At 67.1% G+C, this 20,709-nt stretch carries 16 protein-coding genes; 12 read left to right on the top strand and 4 right to left on the bottom strand.

All coding sequences use genetic code 11. The features are described 5' to 3' along the window. The first annotated feature begins 166 nt into the window (after positions 1-166). Positions 167-3,331, top strand: a complete 3,165-nt coding sequence (locus BLW02_RS10800) for a bifunctional diguanylate cyclase/phosphodiesterase (RefSeq protein ID WP_092698446.1) — start codon at positions 167-169, stop codon at positions 3,329-3,331. 529 nt (positions 3,332-3,860) lie between these two features. Here BLW02_RS10800 and BLW02_RS10795 read toward each other — a convergent pair. After that, the gene (locus BLW02_RS10795; protein WP_092698529.1) at positions 3,861-4,523 is read right to left on the bottom strand and encodes a cistern family PEP-CTERM protein; all 663 of its coding nucleotides are present in this window, start codon (positions 4,521-4,523) and stop codon (positions 3,861-3,863) included. Between the two features lie 355 nt (positions 4,524-4,878). Between BLW02_RS10795 and smc the strand changes: the two genes are divergently transcribed. From smc to BLW02_RS10750, 9 genes are all read left to right on the top strand, one after another. Continuing rightward, positions 4,879-8,403, top strand: coding sequence for a chromosome segregation protein SMC (smc, locus tag BLW02_RS10790; RefSeq protein WP_092698444.1), 3,525 nt, complete (start codon positions 4,879-4,881; stop codon positions 8,401-8,403). A 16-nt stretch (positions 8,404-8,419) separates the two neighbouring features. Further along, on the top strand, positions 8,420-9,535 hold the full coding sequence (locus tag BLW02_RS10785; RefSeq protein ID WP_092698442.1) for a cell division protein FtsZ: 1,116 nt from the start codon (positions 8,420-8,422) through the stop codon (positions 9,533-9,535). A gap of 14 nt (positions 9,536-9,549) precedes the next feature. Then, on the top strand, positions 9,550-11,652 hold the full coding sequence (gene ligA, locus BLW02_RS10780; protein WP_092698440.1) for an NAD-dependent DNA ligase LigA: 2,103 nt from the start codon (positions 9,550-9,552) through the stop codon (positions 11,650-11,652). Then, entirely contained in the window at positions 11,652-12,611 is a 960-nt protein-coding gene (locus BLW02_RS10775) for a patatin-like phospholipase family protein (RefSeq protein WP_092698438.1), read from the top strand. Before ligA ends, BLW02_RS10775 begins: the two co-directional genes overlap by 1 nt. A 64-nt stretch (positions 12,612-12,675) precedes the next feature. Beyond that, entirely contained in the window at positions 12,676-14,961 is a 2,286-nt protein-coding gene (locus tag BLW02_RS10770) for a penicillin-binding protein 1A (RefSeq protein WP_092698436.1), read from the top strand. Positions 14,962-15,093: 132 nt separating this feature from the next. Then, complete coding sequence (locus BLW02_RS10765) at positions 15,094-15,648, top strand: sigma-70 family RNA polymerase sigma factor (RefSeq protein WP_092698527.1); 555 nt, start codon at positions 15,094-15,096, stop codon at positions 15,646-15,648. 14 nt (positions 15,649-15,662) lie between these two features. Further along, entirely contained in the window at positions 15,663-16,118 is a 456-nt protein-coding gene (locus BLW02_RS10760) for an anti-sigma factor family protein (RefSeq protein WP_092698434.1), read from the top strand. Continuing rightward, positions 16,115-16,588, top strand: a complete 474-nt coding sequence (locus BLW02_RS10755; protein WP_092698432.1) for a Spy/CpxP family protein refolding chaperone — start codon at positions 16,115-16,117, stop codon at positions 16,586-16,588. The genes BLW02_RS10760 and BLW02_RS10755 overlap by 4 nt, the downstream gene beginning before the upstream one ends. 161 nt (positions 16,589-16,749) lie before the next feature. Then, on the top strand, positions 16,750-17,232 hold the full coding sequence (locus BLW02_RS10750; protein WP_092698430.1) for a hypothetical protein: 483 nt from the start codon (positions 16,750-16,752) through the stop codon (positions 17,230-17,232). A gap of 40 nt (positions 17,233-17,272) precedes the next feature. Here the strand turns inward: BLW02_RS10750 and BLW02_RS10745 are convergent, their stop codons facing one another. Together BLW02_RS10745 and BLW02_RS10740 are read right to left on the bottom strand one after the other, a co-directional pair. Beyond that, on the bottom strand, positions 17,273-17,824 hold the full coding sequence (locus tag BLW02_RS10745; RefSeq protein ID WP_026436540.1) for an NUDIX hydrolase: 552 nt from the start codon (positions 17,822-17,824) through the stop codon (positions 17,273-17,275). A 93-nt stretch (positions 17,825-17,917) separates the two neighbouring features. Beyond that, positions 17,918-18,613 (bottom strand): fumarylacetoacetate hydrolase family protein, encoded by a 696-nt coding sequence (locus tag BLW02_RS10740; protein ID WP_092698428.1) that lies wholly within the window; start codon positions 18,611-18,613, stop codon positions 17,918-17,920. Between the two features lie 211 nt (positions 18,614-18,824). Between BLW02_RS10740 and maiA the strand changes: the two genes are divergently transcribed. Beyond that, on the top strand, positions 18,825-19,493 hold the full coding sequence (gene maiA / locus BLW02_RS10735) for a maleylacetoacetate isomerase (protein ID WP_092698525.1): 669 nt from the start codon (positions 18,825-18,827) through the stop codon (positions 19,491-19,493). A 7-nt stretch (positions 19,494-19,500) separates the two neighbouring features. Then, positions 19,501-20,358, top strand: a complete 858-nt coding sequence (gene pgeF / locus BLW02_RS10730) for a peptidoglycan editing factor PgeF (RefSeq protein WP_092698426.1) — start codon at positions 19,501-19,503, stop codon at positions 20,356-20,358. Here the strand turns inward: pgeF and BLW02_RS10725 are convergent. Continuing rightward, complete coding sequence (locus BLW02_RS10725) at positions 20,278-20,628, bottom strand: hypothetical protein (protein ID WP_092698424.1); 351 nt, start codon at positions 20,626-20,628, stop codon at positions 20,278-20,280. The two genes, pgeF and BLW02_RS10725, sit on opposite strands and share 81 nt — an antisense overlap. Between the last annotated feature and the right edge of the window lie 81 nt (positions 20,629-20,709).

The following is a 20,709-nucleotide window of genomic DNA, read 5'->3' as shown; positions in this document are numbered from 1 at the left end:
ATTGTGCCTTTGGAATGGGTCGGCGGGGCATATCCAGCAGGCTGAGCCAACAGCGCTGCGTGTCGCTTCCCACGGCGTCCAGGGGCCGGCCCTGAATTGCCGCTATTCTCTGGGGCTCCATCCCTGGCGTTCCTTCGCGGTCCGTTTTGAATATTCCCCATTGCCGATGACATTCATGCCACACCTCACCCGCCACCGGCACTGGCTGCTGGGCGCGGCGGTGGCTGTGCTGGGACTGGTGACGACCTTCTGGCTGGCGCAGCAACAGGCGCGGTCGGTGGCCACGATTTCCGAAGCCCGCTTCCTGTATGAAGTGCGGGAGTTTTCCAGTGCGCTGACGCAGCGCATGGCGGCGAACACCGAAATCGTCAACGGTCTGCGCGGACTGTTCATGGTCAACCCGCTGCTCAGCCATGCAGAGTTCGAGCGCGTCACCCGCGAACTGGATGTGAGTCAGCGTTACCCTGGGGTACGCAATCTGACCTTTATGCGCTACGTCACAGCCGCCCAGCGCCCTGCATTCGAAGCCCGCGTGCGCTCCGATACTTCGGTGCGGCCGCAGGGGCTGGCCGACTTTGCCATCCACCCCGCGGGCGAGCGCCCCGAGTATTTTGTGCTGGAGTATGTGTGGCCCGAGGAAGATGGCAAGGGTCTGCTGGGTATGGACATCAGTGCCCAGCCCGCCAACCTGGCGGCCATGCGCTACAGCCGCGAAACCGGCAACACGGTGATCTCGGCGCCGTTCGATCTGCCGCAGGAGCAGGAGCATCGCACTGCCGTGGTCCTGCGGGTGCCGGTCTTTGGCCCCGCGGGGCCGGGCGAGAAACCGGTTTTTCTGGGTGCTGTGGCGTCCACCATCCGCCTCCACGACCTGGTGGGCGGATTGCGCACGCTGGGCTACCTGCAAGGCATTGCCGTCTCGATCACCGATCGTGGCCCGGTGCATGCCGGTGCGGCGAATGCCCAGGGCGAGAAGGAGCTTCCCCTGCTGGCACTGACGGATGCTGCGCCGGCCTCGGTGCAGCTGCATACGGTGGATATGCAGGTGCACGATCGCCGCTGGCGCCTGGGTTTTGTGCCGACCCAGGACTTTCTCTCACCGTCCGAGCGGCGTCTGCCGCTGCTGGCCGGTCTGGCGGGGACGCTGGTTTCCGTGCTGCTGGCAGCGCTGGTGGCATTGCTGGGCCGGCAGCGCACGCTGGCCCTGGCGCGGGCGCGGGTGTCGGACGACGCCCGGCGCCAGAGCGAAGAGCGCTTTCGCGCCGTATTCAGGCAGGCGGCCGTGGGCATGGCGCAGGTCGATACGCAGACCGGGCAGTTCGTTCGCGTCAACCAGAAATACGGCGATATCCTGGGTTACTCGGTGGAGCAGATGGTCCGGATGGATTTTCAGACCATCAGCCACCCCGCCGAGCTGGCCGAGGATCTGGCCCTGCTGGAGCGCCTGAAAGCGGGCGAGATCTCCGAATACCACATGGAAACGCGCTATTTCCACCGCGACGGCCACGCCGTGTGGGTGGACCTGACGGTGTCGCCCATGTGGGCTCCCGGGGCGCAGCCTGGCTTTCACATTGCCGTGGTGCAGGACATCACCGCGCGCAAGCAGATGGAAGAGCACCTGCGCAAAAGCGAGTTGCGCCTGCGCAGCATCCTGCAGCGGCTGCCCGTGGGCGTGTGCCTGGTGCAGCAGGACGGGCGCATGGTGTTTCGCAACGATCAGTTCGTGCAGATCTGCGGCTACACCGAGGACGACGTGCCCACGGGCCAGGACTGGTGGCCCGCGGTGTACCCCGACGGGCAATCCCGCGAGCGCGCCCGCGCCGAATGGACTGCGGCGCGCACCCAGGCGATTGCCGGCGACGGCACCATTGCCGCCGGTGAGTACACCATCCATTGCAAGGATGGCCAGCAGCGCACCGTGGAAATTGCCGGTGCCATGGTGGACGGTGGCCACCTGTTCACCCTGGTGGATCTCAGCCAGCGCAAGGCCGACGAAGAGGAAATCCGCTACCTCGCTTTTTACGATCCGCTCACGCGCCTGCCCAATCGCCGCCTGCTCAGGGATCGGCTGCAGCAGGCGCTGGCGGCCAGCGCCAGGCACCGGCGCAGTGGTGCCCTGCTGCTGCTGGACCTGGACAATTTCAAGACCCTCAACGAAACCCAGGGCCACGAGCGCGGCGACATGCTGCTGCAGCAGGTGGCCCAGCGGCTGCTCGGCTGCGTGCACGAGGACGATACGGTGGCGCGCCAGGGCGGCGATGAATTCGTGGTGGTGCTGGAAGACCTGGGCAGCAACCCCGAAGAGGCGGCGGCGCGCAGCGAAGAAACGGGCCAGAAAATTCTGGCGGCGCTGCGCGCGCCCTACCCGTTGCACGGTGAGGTCCACCATAGCTCGCTGAGCATGGGAATCACCATTTTCAGCGGCATGCGCGAAACCGTGGACGAGTTGCTCAAGCGGGCGGACCTGGCCATGTACCAGGCCAAATCGGCGGGTCGCGACACCCTGCGGTTCTACGACCCGCAGATGCAGGCCGCCGTGAGCGCAAGGGCGGCCATGGAGCAGGACCTGCGTGCCGGTCTGGCCCAGGGCCAGTTCGAGCTGTATTACCAGGCGCAGACCGAGCAGGGCCGCATCACCGGTGCCGAGGCGCTGCTGCGCTGGCGCCACCCGCAGGGCGGTTTCATCTCGCCCGCCCAGTTCATTCCGCTGGCCGAGGAGTCGGGCCTGATCCTGCCGCTGGGCGAATGGGTGCTCAAGACCGCCTGCGAGCGGCTGGCATTGTGGGCGGCGCAACCGGGTCTGGCTCCGCTGTCTCTGGCCGTCAATGTAAGCCCACGGCAGTTCCATCAGGCCGATTTCGTGCCGCAGGTGCTGGCGGCGCTGGCCGGCACGGGCGCCGAGGGGCATCTCCTCAAGCTGGAGCTGACCGAAGGCCTGCTGCTCGACGATGTGGAAGACACCATCGAGAAAATGGGCCAGCTCAGGGCCTATGGCGTGGGTTTTTCGCTGGACGACTTTGGCACCGGCTATTCGTCGCTGGCTTACCTCAAGCGTCTGCCGCTCGACCAGCTCAAGATCGACCAGAGCTTTGTGCGCGACGTGCTCACCGACCCCAACGACGCGGCCATCGCCCGCACCGTGGTGGCGCTGGCCACCAGCCTGGGCCTGCGCGTGATCGCCGAGGGCGTGGAGACCGAAGCGCAGCGCGAGTTCCTGGCCCGCAACCATTGCCACGCCTGGCAGGGCTTTTTGCTGAGTCCACCACTGCCCGCGGCCGAGTTCGAGGCGCTGGTGCTGCACACCAATGGCCCGGACCTGCCGCAGACGTAGGCGAAGCAGCATCCGTTGCTCCGCTCTCATCCTGCTTTCATCAGAATTGATGGCTGTCAGCGCTTTCTCTATAAGAGCCTGTTCACGATCTCCCAGGGGTCGCGCAGCGGTCTTTGCGGGATGGGATGCAAGGCGCGGTGTGCAGTGGATAGCCAGGCTATCCACAAGCGCCGCAACGCCGCAGACCGCCCGCAAAGACCACTGCCCGAAGGGTTGGAGCGAAATCGGGCGACAAGGCCGCCCCGGCCGCTTGCATGGGCACGAGCCCATGCGGCGCACCCGAAGCATCCACTCATCCCGATTGCGCTCCAACGCGATCCCCTGCGAGATCGTGATCAGGCTCTAAGCGCCAGGACCGAATTGGCGCTTTAAAAACAGGACCGGTTTGCTCGTGAGTCCGCCCTGACAGGGTATGGAGAACCGGTCATTGGCCCGCGGGCAGGAAGCGCCCATGAAAAAAGCGCTCGGTGAGCGCTTTTTTACGGGAGCAGGCAAGATATCCGGCCTATTCCCGGGCATCGCCGTGCGTTCAAGCCTTGCGGCGGCGGGCCAGTGCGGCGCCCAGCAGGCCCAAACCCATCAGTGCGATCGAGGCCGGCTCGGGAACTTGGGTGGGATCGCAATGGGCCGTACCCACGATGCAGCCGGCGAGTTCAATGGAGCTGCCCTGGGTTCCAGCGTCTTGAAACTTGGCGGCATAAGGGCTGGTGAATGAAACCCCATTCGTGAGGAAGTTTCCGGCGGTTCCCAGTGTCAGCGCAAAGATATCCTTCTGCCCCTCACCAACGCCCTGGTTACCCCCGCCGGAACAGCTGCTGCCGTCCCAAATGCAAAGGTCTACGGTTTGAAAAGACGGGAAGTTGGTGTTGCGTGTGGCATCCCAGCCTTCGTTGGCCGACGCGAAATTCAATGTGGGGCTCACGATGTCGATGCCAAACGACGTCAGCCGGTTGGTCCCCGGACCGAAGGAGTTGTTCAACACCTCCACTTCAAAGATGGCCTGCGCTGCAGTCAAAGAGTTGAGCGTGAATTTCACCGTTGCGGAAAGCGTGGCGCCATCCTGGGTCGCTGAATACAGAATCGAACCCGTATCGGCCACGCTGTCGAAGATCATGGCCGCAGCATGGCTGCTGCCCATTCCCATCAATCCCCCGCAAAGGGCAACGGTTTGAAGAAATTTCTGGAGTTTCATGGAGGACATCCTTTGGATTTGCTTGCAGTGACGCACCTCCAGAAAGCATGATGTGTGCCAGATTGAAAATAGACAACAAAATCAAACACTTGGTATCCCAATCTGACAAGTCATCGGATGAGGTGTAAAAAAAATCGACAAACAGGGGCTGGATAGCCCGTGGGCCCATGGGCAGGCGCGCGGGGCTGCTCTGCATTCCCAGGTTGCGCAGGCAATGACCCTGTCCCCACAGCGCGGCAACGCCAACCACCTCAGTTAACATTCACCCCTCAACCGCCCGGCACGCCAGCGCGCCCGGCGGCGGCTGCCGACCGGCCCTGGCGCTTTGTCAGCGGTGCGGTGTTACAGGTGATTCGTGCGTCTCAATTCCATCAAACTCTCCGGCTTCAAGTCGTTCGCTGAACCCACCAATTTCATGCTGCCCGGTCAGCTGGTGGGCGTGGTGGGGCCGAACGGCTGCGGCAAGTCCAACATCATGGATGCGGTGCGCTGGGTGCTGGGTGAAAGCAAGGCCAGCGAGTTGCGTGGCGAGTCCATGCAGGACGTGATCTTTTCCGGCACCACCACGCGCAAGCAGGCCAGCCGCGCCAGCGTCGAGCTGGTGTTCGACAACTCCGACCACCGTGCGGGCGGCCAATGGGGCCAGTACGGCGAGGTGGCCGTGCGTCGCGTACTCACGCGCGACGGCACCAGCAGCTATTACCTCAACAACCAGCCCGTGCGCCGCCGCGACGTGCAGGACGTGTTCCTGGGCACGGGCCTGGGGCCGCGCGCCTACGCCATCATCGGCCAGGGCACCATCAGCCGCATCATCGAAAGCCGCCCCGAGGAACTGCGCCTGTTCCTGGAAGAGGCCGCTGGCGTCTCCAAATACAAGGAGCGCCGCCGCGAGACCGAGAACCGCCTGCACGACACGCGCGAAAACCTCACGCGGGTCGAAGACATCCTGCGCGAGCTCAACGCCAACCTCGAAAAGCTTGAAAAGCAGGCCGAGGTGGCCGCCAGATACAACGCACTGCAGGCCGATGCCACGCTCAAGCAGCACCAGCTGTGGTTCCTCAAGCGTGCCGACGCCGAAGCCGACCAGGCCAAGGTGCGCCTCGATGGCCTGCAGGCCGTGAACGACCTCGAATCGCGCATGGCCGACCTGCGTGCCGTGGAGTCCGACCTCGAAACCATCCGCCAGGCGCATTACGCCGCTGGCGACCAGGTCAACCAGGCCCAGGGCAAGTTGTACGAGGCCACGGCCGAGGTGGGCAAGCTCGAGGCCGAGATCCGCTACGTGGTCGAAGGCCGCCAGCGCGTGGAGCAGCGCCTCGTCACCCTGGCCGAGCAGGTCGCCCAGTGGCAAACCCGCAAGGAAGAGGCCGACATCGAGCTTGAAAACCTCGCCGGTGCCGGCGTGGATGCCGAAGAACGCGCCGAGCTGCTGGCCGCCCAGGTCGAAGAGCAGGCCATGCAGCTGCCCGACCTGGAAGAAGCCCTGCGCCAGGCCCAGAGCCGCACGGCCGAGCAACGCAGCAGCGTGGTGCAGGTACAGCAGCAAATCGGCGTGCTGGCCGCCGAGCAGCGCAGCTTTGACGAGCAAAGCCGCCAGCTCGACGCCCGCTTCGAGCGCCTGCGCACCGACCGCAATGCGCTGGCAGCGCCCGACGAAGCCCGCCTGATCCACCTGCGCGAACAGCTCGAAGAAGCGCAGGAGATCGCCGAAACCACCGAGGCCCGCCTGCACGAGCTGCAGGAGTCCGTGCCCCAGCTCGACGACGACCGCCGTGCGCGCCAGCAGGCCGTGAACACCGAAAGTGCCCGCCAGGCCGACCTGTCCGCGCGCATGGAGGCGCTCAAGGCGCTGCAGGAAAAGATCAAGACCGACGGCAAGCTGCGCCCCTGGCTCGCCAAGCACGGGCTCGATGGCCTGCAAGGCCTGTGGAGCCGCATCCACATCGAACCCGGCTGGGAAAACGCGCTGGAAGCCGCGCTGCGCGAGCGCCTGGGCGCGCTGGAAGTCGGGCGCCTGGACATGGTGCGTGGCTTCCTGGGCTCCGGCAGCAACGACGCGCCGCCCGCGCGCCTGGCCTTCTACAGCGCCCCCGCTGCGGGACACCCCGAGACATCCTCACCCCACGCCCGCCTGTCCGATCTGCTGCGCCTGAACGACGTGGGCCTGCGCGCCGTGCTCACCGACTGGCTGCAGGGCTGTTACACGGCCCCCACGCTGGACGAAGCCCTAAGCCGCCGCACCACGCTGCAACCCGGCGAAATGGTGTTCGTTCCCACCGGCCATGCGGTCAGCGCCCACAGCGTGAGCTTTTACGCGCAGGACTCCGAGCAATCCGGCATGCTGGCCCGCGCGCAGGAGATCGGGCACCTTGAAAAGGAGCTGCGCGCCCAGGCATTGATCGCCGAGGAATCGCGCACCGCCCTGGTCCGCGCCGAGGCGGCGTATGCCGACGCCTCGCAGCGACTGGTGGCGGCCCGCCGCGAAGCCACCGAAACCCAGAGCCGCGCCCACGAACTGCAGGTCGAAACCCTGCGCCTGACCCAACTGGCCGAGCAGACCCGCGCACGCAGCCAGCAGATCGACGGTGACCTGGCCGAGGTCGAGGCCCAGCTGGCCGACCTGCAGGAGCGCCGCGTGTCCGCCGAAGCGCGCTTTGAAGAACTCGACATGCAGCTGGCCGACAGCCAGGAACGCGAGGCGCAACTGGGCGACCGCGTGATCGAGGCCGAGCGCAAGCTCACTGCCTGCCGCGAGCAGCAGCGCACGCTGGAGCGCCAGGCGCAAGAAGCCACGTTCTCGCAGCGCACGGTGGAGGCACGCCGGGGCGAACTGTCCCGTGCCATTGAAACCGCGACCCAGCAGGCCACAGCCCTGGCCGACGAGCAGCAGCGCGCGCGCGATGAGCTGGCCCGCCTGTCCGACGCCGCCGCTCAGGGCGGCCTGCAGCAGGCGCTCGACATGAAGATGGAGCGCGAAAAAGCCCTCTCAGCTCAGCGCAGCGAATACGACGACCTCACGGCCAAGCTGCGCGCCAGCGACGAGCGCCGCATGCAGCTGGAGCGCGCGCTCGACCCGCTGCGCGCCCGCATCACCGAATTCCAGCTCAAGGAACAGGCAGCGCGCCTGGGCCTGGAGCAATACACCACCTTGCTGGCCGATGCCCAGGCCGACCTGGAGGCCGTGGCCCAGTCGATCACCGACGGCAATGTGCGCGTGGGCGGCCTGCAAGGAGAAATCGACCGCCTGCACCGCGAGATCGCCGCCCTGGGCGCGGTGAACCTCGCGGCACTCGACGAGCTGAAACTCGCCAGCGAACGCAAGGTGTTCCTGGATGCGCAGACGGCCGACCTCACCGAGGCCATGAACACGCTCGAAGACGCAATCCGCAAGATCGACGGCGAAACGCGCCAGCTGCTCTCGGGCACCTTCGACACCGTGAATGCGCACTTTGGCCGCATGTTCCCCGAGCTGTTCGGCGGCGGCCAGGCCAAGCTCATCATCACCGGCGACGAAATCCTCGATTCGGGCGTGCAGGTGATGGCGCAGCCACCCGGCAAGAAGAACCAGACCATCCACCTGCTGTCGGGCGGCGAGAAGGCCCTGACGGCGATTGCGCTGGTGTTTGCCATCTTCCAGCTCAACCCGGCGCCGTTCTGCCTGCTGGACGAAGTGGACGCGCCGCTGGACGACGCCAACACCGAGCGTTATGCCAAGCTGGTGTCCAGCATGAGCAAGGGCACGCAGTTTTTGTTCATCAGCCACAACAAGATCGCGATGGAAATGGCCGAGCAACTGATCGGTGTGACCATGCAGGAGCAGGGCGTGTCGCGCATCGTGGCCGTCGATATGGAATCGGCCCTCTCGATGGTGGACGCTTGAACCCATTCATTCAAACATGAGCACATTGCAACTGAGTCTGGCCATCATCGGTGGCCTGGTGCTGGCCCTGATCGTGGCCTACAACACCTGGACCTCGCGCCGCAACGCGCCCAAGCGCGCCCTGCCCACAGAGTACGACCCGGCGGCGGAGCCCGCGCAGCGCCTGGAGCCCGGCTTTGACGCAGGCGCGACCGGGGCCATGCCACCCAGCGATTTCCACGGACTGGACCGGGGCCCGGAGCCTTCTGAACACACCGTGGACGCGGGCGACGCCCTGCAACTGCCCGTGCCACCGTTTTCGTCCGAGCGCCGCCCGGGGCTGGATCCGCTCATCGACGTGATCGCCTCGCTGCAGCCCGAGCATGTGGTGTCCGGCGATGCGGCCCTGGCCGCACTGCCGCCCACCCGCCGCGCGGGCAGCAAGCCCTTTGCCATCGAGGGCCTGAACGAAGCCACCCAGCAGTGGGAAACCCCGGCCCCCGGCCAGCGCTACCAGTCCTTCCAGGCGGGGGTACAACTGGCCAACCGCATGGGCGCGCTCAACGAGATCGAGTTCTCCGAGTTCGTGGTCAAGGCCCAGGCCTTTGCCGACGCCATCAACGCTGCCCCCGACTTCCCCGACATGCTGCAGGAAGTGGCCCGTGCCCGCGAGCTGGACCAGTTCGCCAGCGACCACGACGCCCAGCTCATGTTCATGCTGCGCGCCCGCCAGGCCGCCTGGAGCCCCGGTTATGTGCAGCAGAACGCCGCCCGCCTGGGCTTTGTGGCCGGCGCCATGCCCGGCCGCCTGGTGCTGCCGGCCGGCATCCAGGGCTTGCCACCCGTGCTCACGCTGGGCTACGACACGCAGGCCGCGTTGGCCGACGACCCCGAGCAATCCGCCATCCGCGACCTCACGCTGAGCCTGGACGTGGCCCAGGTGCACCGCAGCGAACAGCCCTTTGCCCGCCTGCGCGAGGTGGCCGCCGCCCTGTGCCAGGCCATGGACGGCGTGCTCTGCGACCAGAACGGCCAGCCGCTGCCCGCCATGGCCATGGACCCGATTGCCGCCGACCTGGAGCTGCTGTACGACCAGTTGGATGGCCGCGATCTGTCGGCCGGGTCCGTGCTGGCACGGCGTCTCTTCAGTTGAGCGCTGGTGCGGTCATGACCGAGAATTTGGACCTGTTTTCGGCCCCAGCGCCCGTGGCTTCAGCGCAGCCAGCCATCAGAATCAAGGCGCTGCGCGACCAGCTCAACCACTGGGCGCACCAGTACTACGTGCTGGACGAGCCCACCGTACCCGACGCCGAATACGACCGCGTGTTCCGCGAGCTGCAGGCGCTCGAAGCTGCACACCCCGATCTGGTCACCCCTGATTCGCCCACGCAGCGCGTGATTGGCGCGGTGATGGAGGGCCTGGCCCCCGTGCGCCACGCGGTGCCCATGCTCAGCATCCACACCGAGACCGACACCGAAGCGACGGGCGCCCAGGCGTTTGATGCACGCGTGCGGCGCGAGCTGGGGCTGACAGACGCCGACCCCGCCATCGAATACGTGGCCGAGCCCAAGTTCGACGGCCTGGCCATGAGCCTGCGCTACGAAAACGGCCGCCTGGTGCAGGCTGCCACGCGCGGTGATGGCGAGGTGGGTGAGGAGGTGACGCACAACATCCGCACCATCCGGCAGATCCCGCTGACCTTGCCGGAAGGCGTGCCGCCGCTGCTGGAAGTGCGTGGCGAGGTCTACATGCGTCGCGCCGATTTTGACGCGCTCAACGAGCGCCAGCGGGAGCAGGGTGGCAAGACCTTTGTGAACCCGCGCAATGCCGCCGCAGGCGCTGTGCGCCAACTCGACTCCAACATCACCGCCCAGCGGCCTTTGAGCTTTTTTGCCTACGGCCTGGGCGCGATCACGCCGACCGGCGATGGCGGGCCCGTGTTTCGCACCCATTACGAGATGCTGCAGACCCTGAAATCCTGGGGTTTTCCGGTCGCAGCGCAGGTGCAAATTGCGCTGGGTGCTGCGGAATTGGTCGCATTCCACCAGCAGGTGGGCGCCAGCCGTGACGCGCTGCCCTACGACATCGACGGCGTGGTCTACAAGGTGAATTCGCTGCAGCTGCAGCGCGACCTGGGCTTCAAGACGCGCGAGCCGCGCTGGGCCGTGGCGCACAAGTACCCTGCGCAGGAGATGGCCACCAAGGTCGAAGCCATCGACGTGCAGGTGGGCCGTACCGGCAAGATCACACCCGTGGCGCGGCTGGCGCCGGTGTTCGTGGGCGGCGTCACCGTGACCAATGCCACGCTGCACAACCTGTTCGAGATCCGCAAGAAGGGCGTGCGCGTGGGCGACACCGTCATCGTGCGCCGCGCGGGCGATGTGATCCCCGAAGTGGTGGGCGTGATGCCCGGCAACCGCACCGGCTACGTGCCCAACTTCCAAATGCCCAAGGCCTGCCCCGTGTGCGGCAGCGACGTGGTGCGCGAAAAGGGCGAGGCCAACCACCGCTGCACGGGCGGCCTGTTCTGCGCCGCGCAGCGCAAGGAGGCCATCCTGCACTTTGCCGCGCGCCGCGCCATGGACATCGAGGGCCTGGGCGACAAGCTGGTGGACCAGCTGGTGGATGCCAACGTGATCCGCACGCTGCCCGATCTGTACCGGCTGGGCCTCACCTCTCTGATTGCGCTGGAGCGCATGGCCGACAAATCGGCCCGGAACGTGCTGGCCGCGCTCGAAAAATCCAAGCAGACCACGCTGCCGCGTTTTCTGTTCGGCCTGGGACTGCGCCATGTGGGCGAGGCCACGGCCAAGGACCTGGCGCGGCACTTTGGCACGCTCGACGCCATCATGGATGCCAGCGTCGAGCAGCTGCTGCAGGTGAACGACGTGGGTCCTGTGGTGGCACAGAGCCTGCACACTTTCTTCCAGCAGCCGCACAACCGCGAGGTGGTCGAACAACTGCGCGCCAGCGGCGTGACCTGGCCCGAAGGTGCCCCTGCCGAGCGCGCACCGCAGATTCTTGCCGGCAAGACCGTGGTGCTGACGGGCACCTTGCCCACGCTGAGCCGCGATGCCGCCAAGGACCTGCTCGAAGCTGCTGGCGCCAAGGTGGCCGGCTCGGTCAGCAAGAAGACCAGCTACGTGGTGGCCGGCGAAGAGGCCGGCAGCAAGCTGGCCAAGGCCCAGGAGCTGGGCGTGCCCGTGCTCGACGAGGCCGGCATGCTGGCGCTGCTGCAGGCGGGCGCGGCGGCCGAGGGCGCGGGCTGATGGCACTGGCGCGGCGCGCACCCCGCCTGGGCCTGGCGCTGGGCAGCGGCTCGGCGCGCGGCTGGGCGCACATCGGCGTGCTACAGGCACTGGCCGAAGAAGGCGTGCGGCCCGACATCGTGTGCGGCTCGTCCATCGGCGCGCTGGTGGGCGCGGCCCATGCGGCGGGTGAGCTGGAGCGCTTTTCCGACTGGGTGCAGGGCCTGGGCATGCGCGACGTGTTCGGCTTCATGGATTTCAATCTGTCGGGCGGCATGCTCAAGGGCGAGAAGCTGATTGCCTTCTGGCGCCGCAATTTCGCGGATTTCGACATCGAGGCCTCGCCCATGCCCTTTGGCGCCGTGGCCACCGATCTGCATTCGGGTGCCGAGGTCTGGCTGCGCCATGGCTCGATTGCCGATGCGGTGCGCGCTTCCATCGCGCTGCCGGGCCTGTTCACGCCGGTGGTGCAGGACGACGGGCGGCTGCTGGTGGACGGCGGCCTGGTCAACCCCGTGCCCGCTTCGCTCGCGCGCGCCATGGGGGCGGACATCGTGATCGCGGTGGACCTGAACAGCGACATCCTGCATCGCAACATGCACCCCCTGGCCGTTGTACGTGAGCCGCAGGCCGATGCACCGGAGGCGGTTGGCACCGACCCTGCAGTGCCCGAGCCCGAACCTGCGCGCAATGGCGACTGGATGCGCCGCCTGAAGTTCTGGGGGCCAGGATCTGGTGACGCTGTGGCGGTGCCCGTGCCGCGCGTGCCTTCGATGCTGGACGTGGTGATGACCAGCGTCAACATCATGCAGATGCGCATCACCCGCAGCCGCATGGCGGGCGACCCGCCCGAGGTGGTGGTGGCGCCCGCGCTGGCGCATCTGGGGCTGCTGGACTTTCACCGTGCCGCCGAAGCCATAGCGGAAGGCCGCCGCGCCGCCCGGGCTGCACTGCCGCAGCTGCGGCGTTTCATGGCATGACGTTTTTTCATCGCTGCAGGCGCTTTGACTATAAGCGCCTGAGGCACTTTTTATTCGGATTTTCATGGTTTCCCTGACTTCCCTGCGCGCCGCGTTCGCGCGGCTGCTGCGCCGGCCCGAGCGGCTGCTGTCGCTGCACAGCCTGTCCTGGCTGCTGGCCGCCTTGCCGCTGGCCCTGCTGCTGTATGCGCTGGTGCTGGTGCCGTTCACGCCCGGCATCAGCGACATCCGCAAGGCCAAGAGCGAGCTGCCTGCGCAGCTCCTGTCGGCCGATGGCAAGCTGCTGGCCGAATACCGCTGGGCCAACCGCGAATGGGTGGAGCTGAACCAGATTTCGCCCAACGTGGTGAAGGCCCTCATCGCCACCGAAGACCACCGCTTTTACGAGCACTTCGGACTGGACTGGCGGCGCACGGCATCGTCGGTGCTGCTGACGCTGCGCGGCGATCCGCAGGGCGGCTCCACCATCACGCAGCAGCTGGCACGCAACCTGTTCCCCGAGGAAATCGGCCGCTCGCGCACGCTCACGCGCAAGCTCAAGGAGGCGATCACCGCGCTCAAGATCGAGGCCTCGTACACCAAGGACGAGATCCTGGAGACCTATCTGAACACCGTGCCGTTCCTGTACAACGCCTACGGCATCGAGATGGCCGCGCGCACCTATTTCGACAAGTCGGCCGACCAGCTCAATGTGCTGGAGAGCGCCACGCTGATCGGCATGCTCAAGGGCACGGCCTACTACAACCCGGTGCTCAACCCCGAGCGTGCCAGGGACCGGCGCAACACCGTGCTGTCGCAGATGGTCAAACGCGGCAAGCTGGATGCCAAGCAACTGGAGCCGTTGCAAAAGCGCCCGCTGAGGGTCAACTTCGAGCGCCAGACCGAGGTCATGGGCCCGGCACCGCACTTTGCGATGCACTTGCGCAAACAGCTCATCGCCTGGGCCGACAGCAAGGGCTACAGCCTGTACTCCGACGGCCTGGTGATCCGCACCACCATCGACTCGCGCCTGCAGGCCTATGCCAACCAGGCGGTGGCGCGCCAGGGGCGCCAGTTGCAGGGCGTGGCCGACGCCGCCTGGGCGCGGCGCGACGGCTGGGGGCCGCACAGCGCGCTGGTGCAGACGCTGGTGCGCGAAAGCGCCGAATACCGCAGCGCCATCGACAAGGGCGAAGCGCCCGAGGACGCGCTCAAGGAGCTGCTGGCCGACAGTGCCTTCATGGCCAAGCTGCGCACCGAAAAAACGCGCGTGCAGGCGGGCTTTCTGGCGCAGGACCCGGTCACCGGCCATGTTCTGGCCTGGGTGGGCAGCCGCGATTTTGCGCAAGACCCGTTCGACCATGTGCAGGCGGCGCGGCGCCAGCCCGGCTCCACCTTCAAGCCCTTTGTGTATGGCGCGGCGTTTGCCAACGGCGCTTCGCCCGACGACACGCTGATGGATGAGGCCGTGGAAATCCCCCTGGGTGGCGGCCGCGTGTGGCGCCCCACCGATGGCCGCCCGCCCAGCGACCAGCCCATGACGCTGGGCGACGGCTTGGCGTATTCCCGCAACACCATCACCGCGCAGGTCATGCAGCAGGTGGGGCCGGCCCGCGTGGCCGAGGTGGCACGCGCCCTGGGCGTGCGCCAGTCGCCGCTCGAAGAGGTGCCGTCGCTCGCACTGGGCACCAGCCCGGTCACGCTCAAGGAGATGGTGACGGCCTACAGCTCCATCGCGAACCTGGGGCGCTATGTGGAGCCGGTGCTCATCACCCGCATCGAAGACCGCCATGGCAAGCTGCTGGAGGCTTTTGCCCCGCCCACGCCCGAGGCGGTGTTTGACGCCCGCGCCGCGCAAACCCTGCGCAACACCCTGCGCGGCGCCGTGGATCGGGGCACGGCAACGGCCATCCGCACGCGCTACGGCATCCAGGCCGACGTGGCGGGCAAGACCGGCACCACGCAGGACAACACCGACGGCTGGTTCATCCTCATGCACAGCCGCGTGGTGGCGGGCGCCTGGGCCGGCTTCAATGACGGGCGCATCACGCTGCGCAGCGACTACTGGGGGCAGGGCGCCCGCAGCGCGCTGCCCATGGTGGGTGAATTCATGCAGCAGGCGCTGCGTGCCAACGTGGTCCATGGCCGGGACCGGTTCGTGGACGAGTTCGACACCGCACCGTCGCTGGACCGTTCGCTGGACAGCATGCGCGACTGGATCCGGGGCCTGTTCCGCAGCGATCCACCCGCACCGCCTGCGCCATCTGCCCAGCCGTCCCCCGCGCCCGCGCCGCGCCGCCTGCCACCGGTGACCACCGACGATGCGCCATCGTTGCCGCCCGTGCGCGTCGAGGAGCCTGGGGGCGCCTGACCTGCCGGGCTTGCGGGCGGTTGACCGCCTGCCCGCGTTCATGCATGGTGATGCCATGCAGACCCCGGCGAACCCTGCATCCAAAATACCTGGAACATTCCGGCCGCCCGTGCGTTGAAGCATCCGTTCACCATGGGAATCTGCAGCCACCTCGATGACGAAGCATGCGCCGCGCAAGCGCAGCGCGGCGACCGCGCGGCGTTTTCGGAACTGGTAGGCCGCTTTCAGGACCGTATTTACCGTTTTCTGGTGCGGCTGACGCGCTCGCCCGACGACGCACTGGAGCTGACACAGGAAACGTTTTTGCACGCCTACCAAGCCCTGGCGCGCTGGACGCCCGACGCCCGGCTGAGCACCTGGCTGTTTCGCATCGCCCGCAACCTGGCGTTTGACTGGCTGCGGCGCGGCAAGCGCGTGGCCTTTGTCCCCTGGGACGAAGACGAAGCCGCCAGCCACCCCGACCCCGCGCCGGCGCCCGACGCCGTGCTGGAGACGGCGCAGCGCTACCAGGCCCTGGAAAAGGCCCTGGCGCGGCTGCCCCCTGAACACCGCGAGATCCTGCTGCTGCGGGAGATCGAAGAGATGTCATACGACGACATCGCCACCGTGCTGGACCTGAACACCGGCACCGTCAAGTCGCGCATTGCACGGGCGCGCGCCGGGTTGCTGGAAAAAATGCCGCGCTGAATGGAGACCTTGCCATGACCTGCCCACGACACTCCGACCTGTCCGCCTATGCGGACGACATGATGGCCCCCGCCGAGCGCGCCCGCTTCAGCCTTCACCTGGCGGGCTGCCCGGCTTGCCAGCACCGGCTCGATGAAATCACCGCGCTGGGCCAGAGCCTGCGCGCCTTGCCGTCGCCCCGGCTGGGTTTTGACCTGGCGGCGCAATTGAACGACCGCTTGCACGCTCCGCCACCGGGGCGGCGGCCAGCGCGTCAGAGGTCCGCGTGGTCCGCCTGGCTGGGCTGGATGCCCGCCGGACTGGCGGGCGGGCTGGCACTGGCCTCGGGCATCTGGCTGGGCGGCCTGCTGCTGGGCGGCGGCGCGGCCACGGTGCCCAGCGCCGGCCTGGTGCGGGTGTTCGACCCCGTGCCGCCGGGCGGCCTGTGCGCCGCCGCAGAAATCTGCCGTCTTTCGAAGGGAATGCCATGAACCGCCGCAGCGTACCGGCATGGCTGCTGGCCGTGTCGCTGGCCCTGAATGCCGGCATTGTCGTGGCCGTGGCCCTGCACCAGCTGCAGCCACCCACCCAGGCGGGCGCTGCCAGGCCAAGCGCCGTGAATCTGCCAGATTACCTGGAATTGAGCCCCGAGCAGCGCCAGCGCTGGCAGCAGCTCGAACCCACCTTCCTGAGCGACCTGGCCGCCAACTGGGCCGATATCCGCCGGCATCGCGAGGCACTGGTGCGGCATATTTTTGCCAACCCGCCGCAGCGCGCCGCCATCGACGCCGAGCAGTCCCGCATTGCCGCCCTCCAGGATGCGCAGCAGCAGCGCGTGATTGTGCAGCTTCTGGCCGAGCGCGCGCTGCTCGACGACGGGCAGCGTGCCCGCCTGATGGCCCTGCTGCTCAGCCGCTATGCCCAGGAATCCACCGAAGAGGAGCTGCTGCACCGCGATTGAGGGCAGCCTAGCGGTGCCAGGGCGGGGGCCGCCAAAGTCCGTGCATCAGCAGTGCATCAAAAAAGATGCAAAACAGATGGAACATTGGCGGTCGTCCATCGTTTGAAGCAACAAGGCCCGGCAATTGCCGGCCCTTTTGTTCAACCTACCGGAGTCTTCTCATGCAATCCCCTCTGTACCTTGTGCTCGCCGCCGCCCTGATCCTGCCGGTTGCCACGCTGGCCGCCAGCCCGGCCGCCCATGACCATGGCGCCGCCACGCCTCAGAAAATCGAACGCAATGCCGGCAAGAAATGGCACATCGATGCCCCGCTGCGCCAGGGCATGAACGCCATGCACAAGGCCGTGAACCGTACGCTGCCCCTGGCCCATGCGGGCAAGGCGCGGGCTGCCGACTACGATGCCTTTGGCGCGGAAGTCTCCAAACAGGTGGCGTTCATCGTGGAAAACTGCAAGCTCGAACCCCAGGCCGATGCCCAGCTGCACGTCGTGATCGGCGAGATTCTGGGCGGCGTGGATGCCGCGCAGGGCAAGGAAGGCGAGCAGGCACGCGCAGCGGGGGTGGTGAAGGTGGCGCAGGCGCTCAACACCTACGGCAGCCATTTCAACCATTCCGGCTGGAAAGCCATCGCGCTGCCGCACTGAGTGCGCGAGCGAACCCCGGGCCGCACGGTGCGGGGGCGGGCTATTCCAGGTCGATGCAGTGCAGCCCGAACTGCCCGGCCTTGCGGTCGGCGAAATAGTGTTCCAGCGTTTCCTTGACGGTGCGGAACGCCAGCTCATCCCAGGGCACCTCGGCTTCGGTGAACAGGCGCGCCTCGATGGTCTCGTAGCCGGGGTTGAACTGCTCGCTGAGCAGCCGGGCGCGGTAGAACAGGTGCACCTGGCCCACGCGGCGCACGTTCAGCAGGCTGAACAGCGGGCCCATCTCGATCTGGGCGCCGGCCTCTTCGTCGGTTTCGCGGGCCGCGCCCTGGGACGTGGTTTCATCGAGCTCCATGAATCCGGCCGGTAGCGTCCACTTGCCCCAGCGCGGCTCGATGTTGCGCTTGCACAGCAGCACCCGGCCATCGGCAAACTCCGGCACGGTGCCCACCACATTCAGCGGGTTCTCGTAGTGCACGGTGTTGCAGGCCGGGCAGACGGCGCGCTGGCGGGTGTCGCCGTCGTCGGGCAGGCGGTAGACCACGGCCGTACCGCAGGCGCGGCAGTGTTGGATCGGGCTGCGAAAGGTCATGCGAAAAATAGGATTCAAACAGGCTGCAGGCGCTTGTGCATCAAGCGCTTGCAGTCATGAAAAGTAAAGTGAATGCGGGCAGTGCCAGGGCGGCTACACCACGCTCAGGCGCAGCGGGGTGAGACCCTCCACGCCGCCTTCGAGCACATCACCGCGCACCACGGCACCCACGCCCTCGGGCGTGCCGGTGTAGATCAGGTCGCCCGGCTGCAGCGCCCAGGCGGCAGACAGGTGTTCGATGGTCTCGGCGATGTTCCAGATGAGCTGGGCCACGGTGCTGCGCTGGCGGTCGGCGCCATTGACCTGCAGCCAGATGGCCGCATGGGCCACGTCACCTGCCTGTGCGGCCGGCGTGATGGGGCCGATGGGGGCGCTGGCATCAAAGCCCTTGCCGATGCACCAGGGGCGGCCCTGTTTCTTCATGTCGTTCTGCAGGTCGCGGCGCGTCATGTCCAGGCCCACGGCGTAGCCGTAGATGTGCTGCAGTGCATCGGCGGCCTGGATGTTCTTGCCGCCCTTGCCAATGGCCACCACCAGCTCGATCTCATGGTGCAGGTTGGCCGTGAGGCTGGGGTAGGGCAGCAGGCCGGTTTCGCCGGCGTTGACCACCACGATGGCATCGGCAGGTTTCAGGAAGAAGAAGGGCGGCTCGCGGCCGGTGAAGCCCATTTCCTTGGCGTGTTCTTCGTAGTTGCGGCCCACGCAGTAAATGCGGTGCACGGGGAAACGGTCGCCAGAGCCCACAACGGGCACGCTGGCCACGGGCGCGGGAGAAAAAACATAGCTCATGGGGGGTCTTTCTGCTACAGGATGGTCAATAGGGCGGGGCGCAGGCGCGGGGCTCTGGCGCGGTGGCGCCGCCTTGCACCAGTGTGCCACGGGGCCGGCGTGTCTGCCCAGCGGCGCTACACTCGCGCCCGGGGTGTTCCTGCCGGCGCAGACCGGCAAAGCCCACCTCCCCGCCAGCCTCCCTTCGCGCACCACCCACGCTCTGCAACCCATGAAACTGTTCAATTATTTCCGCTCGTCGGCGTCGTTTCGCGTGCGCATCGCGCTGCAGCACAAGGGGCTTGGCTACGAATACATCCCCGTGCATCTGGTGCGCGGCGAGCACCACGACCCGGCCTACACCGGCCGGGTGGGCGATGCCCTCGTGCCCACCTTGCTGACCGACGATGGCGTGGCGCTGTCCCAGTCCATGGCCATCATCGAATACCTTGATGAAACCCATCCTGCGCCGCCCCTGCTGCCCGCCGAGCCGCTGGCCCGGGCCCAGGTGCGGGCCCTGGCGCAGATGGTGGCGTGCGAGATGCACCCTCTGAACAACTTGCGGGTGCTCAAATACCTGGTGCGTGAGCTGAAGGTTTCGGAGGACGCCAAGAACGCCTGGTACCAGCATTGGGCGCGCAGCGGGCTGGAGGCATTCGAGCGCCAGCTGGAGCTGCTGGCGCAGCAGCGCGTGGCGCAGGGGCTGGCGCCTTCGGTGTATTGCTGGGGCGATGCCCCCACGCTGGCCGATTGTTGCCTGGTGCCGCATGTCTTCAATTGCCAGCGCTTCAATGTCCAACTGCAAGGGCTGCCGCTGACCATGGCGGCCTTTGCTGCCTGCATGGCGCTGCCTGCGTTTGCGCAGGCACAACCCTCGGCCTGCCCGGACCATCAGCCGTGAGCAGGCGATGAACCTCTCGACAGGGATGGCGCATGCCGACTGGCTGCAGCCGCAGTGGCCCGCGCCTGCCGGCGTGCACGCCCTGTGCACCACGCGGGCCGGTGGCGTGAGCAGCGGCCCCTATGCCAGCCTGAACCTGGGCAGCCATGTGGGCGATGCGCCAGCGGCAGTGCAGGCCAATCGCCAGCGTTTGCAGGCCGTGGTGCAGGGCGCCACCCCGGGTGCCCGGCCCGTCTTTCTGAACCAGGTGCATGGCACGGCGGTGGCCGAGATCGACCACGCCACGCCCGACGGCACCGAGGCCGATGCCTGCGTGGCCACAGAGCCGGGAGCCGTCTGCACCATCATGGTGGCCGATTGCCTGCCCGTGCTGCTCGCCCATGGCTCGGGTGCCATGGTGGGCGCGGTCCATGCGGGCTGGCGCGGGCTGGCGGGAATGGACGGGGTGGGTGTGCTGGAGTCTGTTTTTGAACGATTCAAGGCTCTGGCGCTGGCTGGTAAATCGCCATCAGCTATCAAAAACGAAGCGGTTGATGCGCTGGCTGCTGACACGATGGCGTGGCTGGGGCCCTGCATCGGCCCCACGGCCTTCGAGGTGGGTGCAGAGGTGCGCGAGGCATTCTGCCAACACCACCCGGCGGCCCAGGCGTGCTTTGCGGCGCAGGGCCAGGGCAAGTTTCTGGCCGATCTGGCAGGGCTGGCGCGGCTGCGGCTGCGTACCCTGGGCGTCACGCAGATCTACGGCAATGACAGCACTGCGCCCTGGTGCACCGTGGGCAATGCCTCACGGTTCTTTTCGTACCGGCGCGACCAGAGGGCTCTTGGTGGCAGCGGCCGCATGGCCGCCTGCATCTGGCGCGGCTGACGCTGCCGGCGCGGCACCCGGTGTAGCCCCTGCATCCGGCGGATTGCCAGCTTGCTCAGCGTCATAGGCGGCCTGCTGCGCCTGCTCGCGCGCCTTGATGGCCCGCTTGCGCGCGGGCGTGCCCAGGATATAGGCCACGATGCCGGCCGGCAGCAGCCCATACAGCACAAACGTCACGACAGCGCCCATCAGGCTGCCCGTGCTGCTGGTGGCTTCGGCCACGGCCATCATGAGGGTGACATACAGCCAGGTGATGACAACGAGGTACATGAGAACAAGAGAGAAGAGAAAAACGCGGGTGAACATTGCCTTGCGGCAGCAGGTGGGCAACAATGGTGCGCAAGCCCCGTG

Source organism: Acidovorax soli, assembly GCF_900107605.1.
GTDB lineage: Bacteria > Pseudomonadota > Gammaproteobacteria > Burkholderiales > Burkholderiaceae_C > Acidovorax > Acidovorax soli.
This window is presented reverse-complemented; position numbering and strand designations above follow the sequence as displayed.